Raw genomic sequence first — 13,468 nt, forward strand, 5'->3', positions numbered from 1 at the left:
ACTTAGTCGAAGTATAGCGCAATTCGATGCGATTCACAAGGCGAGAACCTCGCCGCGCGCTGTCGAGTAAATGAGCTTCTCCGCGACCCTCTTTTCCTCCGTCATCGTGAGCGCCCGCGCATAGAGAGAAAGCTGTGCTGTATATTTCTCGCGGTAATGCGCTTCCTCCGTTGCCTTGTCGGTCTTATAGTCGAGCAGTACCAGCTGTCCCCCCTCCTCAAACCAGGCGTCAATCACGCCCTGCACGACCACCGGTTCCTCGCTCTGTCTGGACGGGTCGGCCTCGCGCGCCGGTATCGCCATCACAAAAGAAGTCTCGCGGTGCAAGGTCCCGGCGCGCTGCGCGCTTGCGAGCCGCGCCGCGAGCGCACTCTGCAGAAAACGGAGGACAGGCGGCAGTGCGATTAATGTCCCGTCTTCTTCCGGCAGTGCGCCGGTCTCCGTCAGCTCTTTCAGGAAATCCCGAAGCTCTACCTCTGTCCAGGACCGGGTAAAATCAATCCGCTCAAACAGTTTGTGGTAGGCGGTGCCGCGCCGCGCCGCGACCTCGCTTCCCCCGTCCTGCGGGAGGGAAAAGAGCGGCGCAGAGAACCCTTCTTCCCGCTCTTCCTGAAGCCGCTTCAGTTCCGAGGCGCTCCACTTGACCTGAAGCCGCACATCTTCCGCATAGGCATAGGGCTTTATGAGCGGCAAAAAGCGGGCGGCTTCCGTCTCTGTCGGCGGCGTCTCCTCGGCTTTTCGGAGTTCTTCCCGGAGCAGGAGTACCTTCTCGCCTGCGGCAAGCACCTCGCGCGCCGCGGACCCGGCGCTCACCTGCCGTACGACAATCCGGCAAAGCTCCCTGTCCCGCGCCATTGCCATGAGAATCCATTCGAGATAGCTGTTTGCGCTGCGGAGCTCGGCCGTGCAGAGCGGCTCGCCGTTACCGCAGGTGTCGGATGACGGTTCTCTGTTCTCGCCGTCCGGCAGCGGCTCTGTTCCTGCCTTGAACCCGGCGACCAGTATCAGCTTCTCCTTGGCGCGCGTCATCGCGACATAGAGCACGCGGAGTTCTTCCCCGAGCGCCTCTGTCCGGAGATGCCAGGCAAACGCCGCTTTCTTCGCCGTACCGCCCTTGGCGTGCAAGTCGTAATCGACCGCATCGGCCGCAATGCCGAGTTTCTCGTCATAGAGAATGCCGCGGCTCAGATCCCGCTGGTTAAAGCGCTTTGAGAGACCGGCCAAAAAGACAATCGGGAACTCTAAGCCCTTTGACTTATGAACGGTCATAATGCGGACCGCCGCTGCCTCTTCACCGGGGAGCTGCGCCGAACCGTAGTCGGCGTTGTATTTTTTCAGATTGTCAATATAGCGCACAAAGTCGCTGAGTCCGCGGTACCCGATGCTCTCAAACTCCTCCGCCTTCACAATCAGCATCTGCAGATTCGCAAAGCGGAGTTCACCGCCCGGGCGCGCTGCCTCCTCGTTCCGGTAGCCGCTCTCTGTATACAAAAGTCGCAGGAATTGCGGGAGCTCGAGATAGCTCTCCGCTTCCCGCCAGGCCTCAAGTTTCTGAAAGAGCGCGGCAGCTTTCACCGCGGCCATACTCTCCGGCGCTGCCTTGACGGCCGCTTCGAGGCGCTCGTAGAGGCTCACGCCCTCGCCCTTTGCCGCGAGAGAGGCAAGCTCCTCTTCGCTGAGACCGCCGATCGGGGAGCGGAGCACGGCCGCGAGCGGAATATCTCGGAAGGGATTGTCGATCGCGCGGAGTAAACTCAACACCGTTCTGACCTCTGTCGCGTCAAAGTAACCGGTCTTCTGCTCGGCGAGCGCCGGGATACCGTGGCTCATCAACACTTCGACAAAGCGCTCCGCCTGTCCGGAAGTCGCGCGGAGCAGGATTGCAATGTCCCCGTAAGCAGCCGCTCGGAGACCGCCTTCGCCGTCCGAAATCTTGAGTCCCTTTACCGGGTCAATCAACTCCCGGATACGGGTTGCGATGGCCTCTGCCTCGACAAACGCCGCTGTCTCCTCACCCTCTGCGTCCCCGGAGACCAGCATAAGTTCGGTCGCATAGCTGTCCCCGCTGCCCTCGGACAGCGGAAACGCCGCCCCCGGATACAGCGCCGCATCCGCGTCATAGCGGACGCCGCCGAGTTCTTCGCGCATGAGATACGAGAAAACGGCATTGCAGCTTGCGAGCACCGCTTCGCGGCTCCGGAAGTTTTTGCGGAGATCCACTCGCGTGTCAATTCCGGGTTCCGCTACGCCGCCGTCATCCTTCCGGTAGTTGCGATATTTCTCCGCGAAGAGCTCGGGCTTTGCGTGGCGGAAGCCGTAAATCGACTGCTTGATATCGCCGACCAGAAAAAGTCTTCCGGTCTCGATTGCGCGGAGCAGTTCTTCCTGCACCCCGTTCGAATCCTGGTATTCGTCGACATAGATTTCCCGAAACGCGGCCTGATATTCCCTTGCGATTTCGCTCGGATGCCGTTTTCCCGCGGCATCGCGCTCCCAAAAGAGCGCCAAGGTTTCGTGCTCAAGGTCGGAAAAATCCAGGAGATTCTTTTCCCGCTTCTTTGCCAGAAAACGCGCCGAAAAATCGCGCGCCAGACCGATCAGCGTGCGAACGGTCTCGGCGTCTTCGACTCTGTCCGCGCAGTCCGCTTCTCCCCGCCCGAAGGCTTCGAGCGGCTTTTTGAGCGCCTTCTTCCAAAACTCTCGGAGACTTTTGACGCGGGATGCGCAGTCCGGGTCGCTGTCCTTTTTGTTCCTTCCGAGTCTGTCGTAGCTCTGAAAAGCTGTGAGCGCAAGGCAGGCAGAGGGATAATCCTCCGCCGCCCGGAGGCGCTGCAGTTTGCCGAGGTCGCTCTGCACCGCGCCCTCATAGCCGTTCAGGCCCCCCTCTTCGCAGAGAAGCTGTGCCTCCTCCGCAAAGCCGCAGAGTTCGGCGCCGAGCTTTCGAAATTCTTCCGCCATATAACGCGCATAGGCACTCTCCGATACGTCGCCGCCCGTCCGCTCTGTTTCCGCCTCGACGCACAAAAGCCACTCTTCCGGCCAGGGCAGACTCTCCGCAAACCGATAGAGCGCCAGAATCTCCTCGCCGATACCGAGATCTGCCTTGCCCTGCGAAAAGGCATCCGCAAAGCGGAGAAAGGCCGGATCCGCCTTCTCGTACTGTTCTTCCAAAAGCTCTTCGAGCACATCGTTTTGCAGGATGCGCAGCTCTTCCTCGCTGCCGACGCGAAACGCCGGATCGACCGCGAGGCGGTCCGCGTGTTCCCGGAGCACAGTCAGACAGAAACTGTCTATCGTCGTAATTCGCGCAGCATCCAGTTCCGCGAGTTCTCGCTTGGCGCGCGCCGCAATTCCGGGCTCTCCGCCGCGAAGCGCCTGCTGCAGACAGTCCTCAAGCCTGCGCCGGATGCGCTCCCGCATCTCGGCAGCCGCGGCGCGGGTAAAGGTCATGATGAGCAGTTCATCGATATCGACCGGATGCTTTGGGTCTATGACGCTCGCGACAATGCGTTCGGTCAGAACCGCGGTTTTTCCGCTGCCCGCCGCCGCCGAAATCAAAAGCCTTCGGTCGGACAGCGCAATGGCTCTCTCCTGTTCTTCAGTCCAACGGGTCATCTCCCTGTCTCCTCTCCCGCCTCGCGGTCAATTTCGGCAAAGATTTCCTCTGCCTTCTGCTTTTTGTTCCGCCGCACCTTGTAGCCGGTGAGATTGGCATCAAAGCCGCAGACATCGCGGTAGGGACAGTACTCGCAGCTTGTATGTCCGTCCTCCTCGAGCGGCAACACTTGAACGTTGCCGCCGAGTATCGCCTCGCCGGCCTCCCGGAGTTTTCCCTTCGCATAGGCCTGCAGTTTGATAAAGCGGCTTGCATCCACCGTATTCTCGCCGAGGCGGATTTTTCCCTCACTGGTTCGGACCGGCAGAAAATCCGCCGCGTCCTCGCCGTCGCCCGCGAGCAAAGTGAGTGCTGTCTCGTCGCTATTCATGAGACCGCTCGGTGTGAGCTCTTTTAACTTCGCCTTCCGAAGCGCTTCCTGCGTCCGTATTTTCTCGAGATCCACAAACGCATCGCCGATCGGCGCGTAAAAAACGGCGCCCGGCAATATTTCCTTATCCGGATACTGCCGTTCAAAGAGCTCTGTGATCGCGGAGAGATAAATCAAAAGCTGTAACTGTGAGCCGCTCAGTATCTTATAGGGCTCCCAGCTCGTGGCACCTGTCTTATAATCGACCACCTTGACATAGAGTTTCCCCTCGTGTTCCGCCGTGTCGACGCGGTCAATGTTGCCGCGAAGCTGCATACTGCCGACGGAAAGCACCGGTGTGCTCTCGGGCGCGTCCTTGCTCGAAAAGCGCAGTTCCTCCGCGAGCGGCTGATAGGCGCCCCGTCTCAGCTGCTCTGCCATCACAAGAATGCTCTGCGTCACAATCCGCGTTAATTTTCTGACAATCCAGCGGTTCTTTGCACTGTCCCGGTAGAGGCCGCTCGCATCTGCCTCCACCGCCTCCCTCACCGCATCGGCGGCGGCGGCGCGAAGTTCCTCGTCCGAATACGCCGCGGGGCTTTTCTGTGCCTTTGCCGCCGCGCGGAACACGAGCTCAATCGCACGGTGCGCGAGGCTTCCGAGATCCTGCTGTGCTATCTGAAATTCCGGCAGTTGCCTGAGGCGCAGTCCGTAGTTCGCAAAGTGGCGGAACGGGCAGCGAAAATACTCTTCGACGCGAGTCACCGAACCGGTCAGCACCTCGCCGTAGAGCGCGAGCGCAGTCTCCCGGAACAGCTGCCCCTCGGCATAGAGGGCACAGGCGGCATCTGCGAGCATTCCGGCCTCGCGCTTTCTCTCCTCAGCCGCCGCAAAGGCAGAGAGCAGCGATGCAGCCGAAGCGACAACGCTCTTGTCCCCGTTTTCTTCCGCGACTTTTCTGGCTGCGCGGAGCGCCCGGATCAGCGCCTGCTCGGCCTCGGGCGTCGAATAAAAGCGCTCTCCCGTCTCCGGGACCGCAGCGCGGAGTTTCGGGAAGAGCTGCTCTAAATGCCGCAGCAAAAAGGAGGGGCGCAGCGCCTTGCCGCTCCGGTCCACCGTCGAATAGCTGATGTGAAGCTGTTCGGACGCCTCGGTCAGCAAGCGGTAGAGATAAAACCGCTGTTCATAGAGCTGCGCCTTGCCGCCCGGTGCGAGCGTAAGCCCTGCGGCCCGGAGCGCCTCCCGCTCCCGCTCGGTAAGCACACCGCCCTCTTCGCGGCGCTTGGGGAGCACGCTGTCATTTGCCGCGAGCAGAAAGAGCACTTTGACATCGAGAAAACGGGTTCTCGTCAGATCACCGAGTGTGACGCGGTCCGCATAGGCAGGGATCTGTCCGATGTGAATTTCTCTGAGTCCGCTCTCCAGCACCCCCGCCATGTCCGCACAGGACAGACGCTCTCCCGAAAGCACCTCTCGCATCTCCCGCAGAATGCGCTGCGTCTCCGGGAAGACTTCCGAAAATTCCCGGGCGCGGGGCGCCTCGCCCGCCGCGAGAAACCGCTCGGCGGCATGCTGCAGCTTTTCTTCGACCGCAAGCCGTTCCATCAGCTCTTCGAGAAGCGCAGCGATTGCCGCGACATCCGCCTCTCCCGCCGAGAAAGCCTCCCGAAGCGGCAGGAGCAGGTTCAGCATTTCCTCCTTAAACCGGTTCAGCGCCTCCAGATCGGCGCCCTCCAGTTCCCGCGGACAGTATGAAAATGGCTCCCGGAGCCGTTTAAAATGCCGGACGCCGGTCAGGGTTACATAGTTTTCGAGCAGCGCAGTCAGCTTCCATTGATTCGTGACCAGCGGATTATGCAGAAAGCGGAAAAAGGTGCGCGGCGAAAAGTTCTCCCGAACACAGAGCAGGGCGGCGTTCAGAAGTTCGGGCAGCGGATTGGCGCGCACCGTCAGATTTTCGTCGAGATGCGCCGGAATCCCCGCCGCAAGCAATGCCTCGGAAAAGAATTCGCCGAGCCCCTGAAAATCCGCGACGACGACCGCAATGTCGCGATAGCGATAGCCCTCATCCTTCACGAGACGGAGAATATGTCTCGATAGCGCCGCTGCCTCTGCCTCCGGAGACTCCTGTGCCGCGACGGTCAGGGCCCGCACCTCGCCTGTGTAGACAGCGCCGTCGTAACGGAGTGCATGCGCATCGAGAAATGCGAGTTCCGGCGCCTTGAGGCGCGCAGCCCCCAGAAAAATGCGGTCTTCGCCGTGCGGGACGCGCACCCGGTCCGCAATCTCCCCGATGCGGCGGATATACTCGGTCGAGAGATGAAACAGTTCTTCCTCCGGCAGCTGCCGGTAGGGATTCAGCGCCGTGTCGAGCGAGACCACAAAGCGCACATCGGCCGCGACGGCGAGCAATTCCTCGAGGACGCGATACTGCACCGGCGTAAAGCCCACAAAGCCGGCGAGCAGAATATGTGCGCCGCGAAGCAACTCCGAACTTGCGATACAGTCCGCAAAGTAACCGAGAATTTCTTCCTTCGGCAGCTGTTTGCCCTGTACAAAATCCCGAACGCCCTGATAGAGCAGGGAAAAGTCGCGGAGTTTCATCGAGAGCTGCCGCTTTTTCTCCGTTTCCGCGAGTTCCGCAAAGCGCGACGGCGCCGCGCCGTATTGCAGACACTCGGAAATCATGGACTTCACCTGTTCCGCAAAGCCCGCCTTTTTGACCTTGCCTTTCCAGAGGGTCAGTTCCTTTTCCAGAAGACTGCCGACGCGCCGCACGACCATTGCCTTACCGCTCTCGTCCATAATCGGCGGGAGCTTCACATTCCGCTCCTGAAACACTCGATAGGCGAGCCGGTTCAACGACAGGGCTTCCAGATTTCGCGACGCATGGCGCGGGTGCAGGGCGAGCAGTTTCTTCTGCACCAGCATGCTGTACTGTTCCGGCACCAGAACAAAAAAGCGCTCTTCCGGCGCCTCGAGGGAAGCCTCGATCATGTCCAGAAAAGCGCGCTCGTTTTTTCCGCTGCCGGAAGAACCGAGATAAAAGGAATACGCCACGCAAAACCTCCTCAGTTTGACTGCGACTGCTGTTCTTGTATCAGTTGCTCATAGAGGGCCGCCGGAACCTCGGCGCGCACATAGATCCCCTCGGGCTCATAGCGCTCCTCGAGGAGCTTACCCTGACGGCGTATGCTCTGAATGCGCCCTGCCGCGGCGTAGGGAAAGAGGCATTCAAACGCCCGGCGGCTCTTCTTTTTCTCCGCCGAAATCAGCTCTTTCAGCGCGTCAATGCCCTCACCAGTCACCGCCGAAATCCGGACGGAAGCTGCCGCATGAATGTCCTTCGGCAGTGCCTCCGTGCCGGGAAGATCTGTTTTGTTGTAAACCGCGATAATGCTGTGATCTTCCAGCGCATTCAGTTCCCGCAGCGTCTCGTAGACCACCGCCATCTGTGTGTCCGCCTCCGGCGAGGACGCATCGACTACATGGAGTATCAGGTCCGCATAACGCGCCTCCTCAAGCGTCGAGTGAAACGCCTCAATCAGCTGGTGCGGCAGCTTTCGGATAAAGCCGACCGTATCCGTGACGAGAACTTCTTCGCCGCCCGGCAGCGCGAGTTTTCTGGTGGTCGGATCCAGGGTCGCAAAGAGTTTGTTTTCCGCGAGAATTTCGGCATCGGTGAGCCGGTTTAACAAAGTCGACTTGCCGGCATTCGTATAACCGACCAGCGCGACAATATAACTGCCGCTTTTCTCCCGCTGCGCTCTCGAAACTTCCCGGTGGCGCTTCAGCTCCTCAAGCTTGTCGCGCAGAAAACTGATGCGTGCGCGGATGGCGCGGCGGTCGAGCTCCAGTTTCTGCTCGCCCGGTCCCCGGGTGCCGACTCCGCCGCCGAGGCGGGAGAGGGAGCTGTGCATACCGAGAAGATGCGCCTGGGTGTAGTGGAGCTGTGCGAGTTCCACCTGCAGTTTGCCCTCGGCCGTGACCGCGTGCTGCGCAAAAATATCGAGGATAATCATCGTACGGTCCATGACTTTGACGCCGAGCGCTTCGCTTAAGTTCTTCATCTGCGCCGGAGACAGCTCATCGTCGGCCGCCACCGCATCAGCCTCCAGACTGAGAAGCAGCTCCCTCAGTTCCTCCACTTTGCCTTTTCCGAAATAGGTGCCGGGATCCGGCGCTTCGCGCGGCTGCAGGAGGCGGCCCACCGCCTCCGCGCCGGCGGTCTTCAGGAGTTCGCCGAGCTCCGTGAGCGACTCCTCGCTCCCGTCCCGCTCGCGCTGCTGAATGCCAATCAGTACAACCCGCTCTTTGGCCTCTTCGGTGACAATCAGTTCAGCCATCATTTCCTCCTACTCTCGTCTTTAAAAACGCAACTTCATGCTCCAGCATCTCTTTGTCGCCCAGGCCGCTCTCCAGGAGAGCCGTAAAGCGCTGCAGCGCATCGGCATACTCCCCGCGGTATTCCTGGCAGACAGCCTCGCGCTCCCGGAATGTCGCCTGTTCTTCCGCATTTGCGGCCGTGAGCTTTTCGCCCGCCTCGAACACGGCAAATGCCTCTTCCGTCTTCTTTACACTGACCAGAAGATCGCCGTAGTGCAGCAAAAAGCGACTGTCCTCTTTGGCGCCCGGATACGCTTTCTCATACGCCGCACGCACGGTCTCCAATTCCGCGGCGCTCCCCTTGCTCCGCGCTGTCTCGCCGAGCAGATAGAGTGCTTCGAGGTGCAGCGTTCGATCTCCGCCCGCTTTCTCCGCCTCGTCATAGTAGGCAAGCGCTGTATCCCAGCCCTTGTCCGCCTTAACGGCCGCCGCACAGGCGAGATCCAGATACGCCGCCTTGCGGCCGTCCTTTTGGAGCAGAAGCTCGTAGTGCGTCAGCGCGTCCTCATACTTACCCGCGCGATACTCCGCCTCGGCGAGATAACCGAGAATATCCGCCTCCTCCTTGTCCTGCTGTGCCGTACCGTAATAATCGGTCGCATGGCGGAAGGCATCGATTGCGGCCTCATAGTTCTGTTTCTGCATCTCCGCAATACCGAGCGAGCGATACTTTCTGACCGCCTGCCCGCGCGCGCCGCAACCGCTGAAAAGCAGCAGCGCGACCGGGAGTGCGATGACAAGTCCCTGTCTCTTCTGCATGACTCTGTTCCTCACTGAATCCCCGTGCTGCCAAAACCGCCGCGTTTTTCGCCCTCTAATTTCTCGACTTCCCGGAAGACAAGACGCGGCTGATGCTCCGTGATGCGGAATTGACAGATTCTGTCATTCACATGAATCTCCGTGTCCCGCATCGCGAGTGCCGGGAAAAACCACTGGTCGTCGTCGCCGCCGTAGCTCTCATCGATGACACCCATCGAATTGACCTGTAAAATGCCGAAGTTCTTGAACGTGGAGCTCCGCGGCACCACATGCGCCTCATAACCTGCGGGAAGCTGCAGCGCGATTCCGAGCGGAATCAGGCGAAACTCTCCCTTTTTCAGGATCACTTCTTCCGCCGCGCGGAGATCCACCCAGTCACTCTTGCCGTCGATATAGCGGAGGCGCTCGATGCCCTCGCTGAAATATTTGATTTTAATCTCCATCTTCGCTGTCCTCTCCGAGCTTTCCCTCTTCCGTCCCGAAGCGGTAGTTTAACTCCCGCTTTACCTCTTCCTGAATCTCTGCCTCCTGGTCCGGCGTGACCGAGGGCAAATCCTGCTTCGAGTCCACACCGAAGCGCCGCAAAAACTCTTCCGTGGTCGCAAAGAGGGCTGGACGCCCCGGAGCGTCCAGCCTTCCGGCTTCATAGATGAGTCCGTACTCAATCAGCTTGTTGACTGCGTGATCGGAGGACACACCTCGTATCTTTGCGATTTCCATCTTGGTGACAGGCTGGCGGTAGGCAATAATCGCAAGGGTCTCGAGCACGACCTGACTCAGAACCTGCCGCCGCGGCTCCTTCGCGACGCGAATCAAGGCGTCGTAAAACTCCCGCTTTGTGCCGAGTTGCCAAGCATTTTCGAGACGGAGCAGCTGCACGCCGCGATTTGCTTCCGTATACCGCGCCGCGAGCCGTTCGGCCGCGGCCTCTGCCTCCGCTGCCGTACATTCCAGCGCCGCTGCCAGCAGACTGGTCTCAACCGATTTTCCCATGGTAAAGAGCACTGCCTCTACCACCGCCTCCTGTCGCTGCATCTCTGCTTCTGTCATGCGCCTTCCTCCACTCGATAGTATGTTCTATTATACCGCCTCCTTTCCGCTCTTGTCCATGCGGCTTTTCTCACTTCGCCCGGCAGTTGCAACCTGCGCTACAACTGCATGTGCCCTTGTTTTTATCGTCGCCTTCGACACTTCTCTTTCCGCGCTGTTTTCCCTGCTGCTGATCGTTCTCCGGTCTGCCCTCCGGGCGATTACCGTTCTGACCTCTGTCGCCCTGCTGACTGCCGTTCTCCGGTCTACCCTCCGGGCGGTTACCGTTCTGTCCTCTGCCGTTCTGCTGACCGCCGTTCTCCGGTCTGCCCTCCGGGCGGTTACCGTTCTGACCTCTGCCGCCCTGCTGACCTTCGTTCTCCGATCTGCTCTCCGGACGGTTACCGTTCCGGCTTCTGCTGCCCTGCTGACTTTCGTTCTCCGGTCTGCCCTCCGGGCGGTTGCTTTCGCCACGCTGCACTGTACTGCGGTCATCGCGCACTTCGCCATCCCTGTCTTCTTCGAATGCGCCGCCGTTCTGCCGGCCTCTGTTACTCGGCCGACCGTTCTGTTTCCCTCTGCGATTCTGACGGTCGCCCTGCTGATCTCTGCTGGCCTGTTGTCCGCCATTCTCCGTGTTTGTATTCGCACTGTCATTTACAGTCACGGTCTGACTCTCGCTTCCGACGGTCACGGTGTAGCTCTCATCCTGCTTCAGATCCGCGGCGCTAAAGAGCAAGGTGTTAAACGCCTGCGTCGTAGCGGTATTCTCATATACCACATTGCCCTTCGAGTCCGCAATCGTCACCTTGGTCGAAGCCCCCTGCGTCGAATTGAGGGAAACGACCAGGCTCTTCTGCGTCGAGCCGCTGTCATTTAACGCCTGGAACATGCCTCTGTCCCCCGTCACGAAGACAGTACCGCCGGTAATAACGCCTTTGCCGTCATAGTCGAGCGGCGCATTTCCGCCGTCCGAAGGACCATCGACCACAACCGTGCCGCCGCTGATGGTAAGATCGCCATTCGAATCAATGCCGTCGCCGCCTGCCTTGACGGTGACCATTCCGCCGCTGATGCGAACAGCTGCGCCCTCGGTTGCCTGTCCCGGTGCGGCGTCGCTGCCGGAACCGTCGGAGGCATTAATGCCGTCATCCTTTGCAGTCACCGTGATGATGCCGCCCTGAATGTCTACGACCATACCTTCCAACCCTTCCTCCGACTCGGTGACATTGATACTGCCGTTCCGAACGGTCAGAGTTTCATCCGCGTGGATGCCGTCATCTCCCGCTTTCAAAGTGAGTGTGCCGCCCTCCACAGTGACATTCGCCTCACTGTGAATCGCATCCTCTGCGTTTCCCTGTACTGCCAGAGCACCGTTTCCGGAAATCGTGAGGTCTGACTTCGCATAGATCGCTGCCTTGTTGTCCTCCGCGCTGTTTCTCAAATCCGAGACCGCATTCTCCGTGCCATCCCGCAGGACAATCGTGACGCTTGCACCGCTCTCGAATACCAGCGGCGCATTGGTCGAATTGCTGATCGTGAAGCCGTCAAAAATCAGCTTGATTTCCGCGCCCTCTTCTGCATCCACTACCAGCTGACCCTCCGTGAAGTTTCCGCGAAGCACATAGGTGCCTGCCTTCCGAATGGTCACTGTGCCGTCTGCCGCAACCGCACCGTCGCCGGTAACCGTGATGTCACCGCCGTTTGCGCTGATGACGGTTGCATCGGCCGTGTTCTCGACCGCGCCTTCTCTGTGTTCCGCATTCGCCTCCGTTGCACTCCGCGCCGTAAGGCTTGCGGCTGCGCCCGCATAGCTTCCGCAGGCGCCGAGCGCCATTGCGAGGGAAAGCGTTGCCGCTGTCAGTACAAGATATTTCTTTTTCATAAGATTGCTCCTTTCCGCCAAATCATGGCACCGAAGAATTTCTTCGGGTGTTTGTTTGTTGATGGTGACACTTTACCAAGCGAAGCTGAAAGGAAGCTGAAAGAAACCGGCATTTCTGTGAAGACTCTGTGAAAAAAAGAAGCTGTCCGCAAATCTGCGGACAGCTTCTTTGAAGCCTTTTTCGGTTCGTTTAATTGTCGCCGAGCGACGCAAAGCCGTAGGCATTGACCAGGGCATCTACCTTTCGTCCCTCACGGCAGAGCGGGCATTCCCGATAATCATAAGACGCATAATCCGGAATATCCTTCTTTCCGAATACCGCGGAAATCGGAATATCATGGTAGTTCTCGAAGGCACTGAAGATGGCCGATACGCCTGCAAGGGTACCGCCGTAGTACTGGATACACTCGAGTACCTTATCGAGCGTGCGTCCCGTCGTGATACTGGACATCAGCACCATGATGTTCTTTCCCGCAATCTCCGGGAGCAAATTATTGCGGAAGATGAGCTGAGAGTTCGAGTTGAATTCCGGATGCACGACATACATGGTCTTGTGTGCATTCGTGGAGAGGAAGCCCTCCTTGGTCAACTCATCCGCGAGATAGGCGCCTATGACATCCGTGCCCTCCATGCAGACGATGGTATCGATTACCGTGCCGAAGAGATAGGTTCCCGTCAAAAAGCGAGCAATTTCCTTCGCCTCACCGCTTCTTGTCTTCAAGGTCGTCACATCAATGTAGTAGTTGATGTGCGCATGATTCGAGGCGAAATGCCCCTTCCGAATCTTGAGAGGCGCATCACAACCGGCAGTGTAAATCTTTGTATAATTGATTTCTTGCATAACGCTTCCTCCTTTTGACAAGTCCTTATAGGATGATTGTAAAAGAACTCGGAGGCGAATGCAACAAAAAAACTCAGAGCCTTCGCTCTGAGTTGAAATCCTGCCGGCGACCGGGGTCGAACCGGTACGGTCATTCCTGACCACAGGATTTTAAGTCCTGGGCGTCTGCCTATTCCGCCACGCCGGCAAATAGCATCAACGCCTGATGCAACGACCCGAAACGGACTTGAACCGTCGACCTCCGCCGTGACAGGGCGGCGCTCTAACCAACTGAGCCATCGGGCCAAAACTCCTCGTGTTGGACTCGAACCAACGACACCGCGGTTAACAGCCGCGTGCTCTACCGACTGAGCTAACAAGGAATACTACTGAAGTGGAGCTTCGGGGACTCGAACCCGGGACCGATCGGTTATGAGCCGACTGCTCTAACCAGCTGAGCTAAAGCTCCAAGGTGAGTTCCTAAACTCTAGTGACCCCAACGAGGTTCGAACTCGTGTTACCGCCGTGAAAGGGCGATGTCTTGACCGCTTGACCATGGGGCCGTCTTTACACCCTGAAAATCGCACACAGAATCTTTTATCTATTCATCTCTTTCCCAAACCC

At 59.0% G+C, this 13,468-nt stretch carries 8 protein-coding genes and 5 tRNA genes; all 13 read right to left on the minus strand.

Translation table 11 applies throughout. The features are described from left to right. Positions 1-33: 33 nt before the first annotated feature. The gene (gene addA, locus ACO4XG_RS09395; RefSeq protein WP_308509073.1) at positions 34-3,615 is read right to left on the minus strand and encodes a helicase-exonuclease AddAB subunit AddA; all 3,582 of its coding nucleotides are present in this window, start codon (positions 3,613-3,615) and stop codon (positions 34-36) included. Continuing rightward, entirely contained in the window at positions 3,612-7,025 is a 3,414-nt protein-coding gene (locus ACO4XG_RS09400; RefSeq protein WP_308509074.1) for a PD-(D/E)XK nuclease family protein, read from the minus strand. The genes addA and ACO4XG_RS09400 overlap by 4 nt, the downstream gene beginning before the upstream one ends. 11 nt (positions 7,026-7,036) lie before the next feature. After that, positions 7,037-8,311 (minus strand): GTPase HflX, encoded by a 1,275-nt coding sequence (gene hflX, locus ACO4XG_RS09405; protein ID WP_485129694.1) that lies wholly within the window; start codon positions 8,309-8,311, stop codon positions 7,037-7,039. Continuing rightward, entirely contained in the window at positions 8,304-9,110 is an 807-nt protein-coding gene (locus tag ACO4XG_RS09410) for a tetratricopeptide repeat protein (RefSeq protein WP_308509076.1), read from the minus strand. Before ACO4XG_RS09410 ends, hflX begins: the two co-directional genes overlap by 8 nt. 11 nt (positions 9,111-9,121) lie before the next feature. Next, positions 9,122-9,553, minus strand: a complete 432-nt coding sequence (locus tag ACO4XG_RS09415; RefSeq protein WP_308509077.1) for a dUTP diphosphatase — start codon at positions 9,551-9,553, stop codon at positions 9,122-9,124. Continuing rightward, positions 9,543-10,160 carry an SMC-Scp complex subunit ScpB gene (gene scpB, locus ACO4XG_RS09420; protein WP_308509078.1) on the minus strand — a complete coding sequence of 206 codons (618 nt, stop codon included), beginning with the start codon at positions 10,158-10,160 and terminating at the stop codon, positions 9,543-9,545. Before scpB ends, ACO4XG_RS09415 begins: the two co-directional genes overlap by 11 nt. A 70-nt stretch (positions 10,161-10,230) precedes the next feature. Then, a complete protein-coding gene (locus ACO4XG_RS09425; RefSeq protein WP_308509079.1) occupies positions 10,231-12,024 on the minus strand; it encodes a carbohydrate-binding domain-containing protein in 1,794 nt (597 codons plus the stop codon). Positions 12,025-12,214: 190 nt separating this feature from the next. Further along, positions 12,215-12,865, minus strand: coding sequence for a type I phosphoribosyltransferase (locus ACO4XG_RS09430; RefSeq protein WP_308509080.1), 651 nt, complete (start codon positions 12,863-12,865; stop codon positions 12,215-12,217). Between the two features lie 101 nt (positions 12,866-12,966). Next, positions 12,967-13,052: transfer RNA gene (locus ACO4XG_RS09435), tRNA-Leu, on the minus strand. A 24-nt stretch (positions 13,053-13,076) separates the two neighbouring features. Further along, positions 13,077-13,150, minus strand: a tRNA-Asp gene (locus ACO4XG_RS09440). Between the two features lie 4 nt (positions 13,151-13,154). Beyond that, positions 13,155-13,227 (minus strand) — tRNA-Asn (locus tag ACO4XG_RS09445). 12 nt (positions 13,228-13,239) lie between these two features. Continuing rightward, positions 13,240-13,313: transfer RNA gene (locus ACO4XG_RS09450), tRNA-Ile, on the minus strand. A 22-nt stretch (positions 13,314-13,335) separates the two neighbouring features. Beyond that, positions 13,336-13,407 (minus strand) — tRNA-Glu (locus ACO4XG_RS09455). Between the last annotated feature and the right edge of the window lie 61 nt (positions 13,408-13,468).

It is taken from the genome of Stomatobaculum sp. (genome assembly GCF_057248925.1).

What these genes read in the sequence shown, in the direction of transcription:
- addA (WP_308509073.1), bottom strand. Translation starts at nt 3,615, where the DNA reads ATGACCCGTTGGACTGAAGAACAGGAGAGAGCCATTGCGCTGTCCGAC.
- hflX (WP_485129694.1), bottom strand. Translation starts at nt 8,311, where the DNA reads ATGGCTGAACTGATTGTCACCGAAGAGGCCAAAGAGCGGGTTGTACTG.
- ACO4XG_RS09410 (WP_308509076.1), bottom strand. Translation starts at nt 9,110, where the DNA reads ATGCAGAAGAGACAGGGACTTGTCATCGCACTCCCGGTCGCGCTGCTG.
- ACO4XG_RS09415 (WP_308509077.1), bottom strand. Translation starts at nt 9,553, where the DNA reads ATGGAGATTAAAATCAAATATTTCAGCGAGGGCATCGAGCGCCTCCGC.
- scpB (WP_308509078.1), bottom strand. Translation starts at nt 10,160, where the DNA reads ATGACAGAAGCAGAGATGCAGCGACAGGAGGCGGTGGTAGAGGCAGTG.
- ACO4XG_RS09425 (WP_308509079.1), bottom strand. Translation starts at nt 12,024, where the DNA reads ATGAAAAAGAAATATCTTGTACTGACAGCGGCAACGCTTTCCCTCGCA.
- ACO4XG_RS09430 (WP_308509080.1), bottom strand. Translation starts at nt 12,865, where the DNA reads ATGCAAGAAATCAATTATACAAAGATTTACACTGCCGGTTGTGATGCG.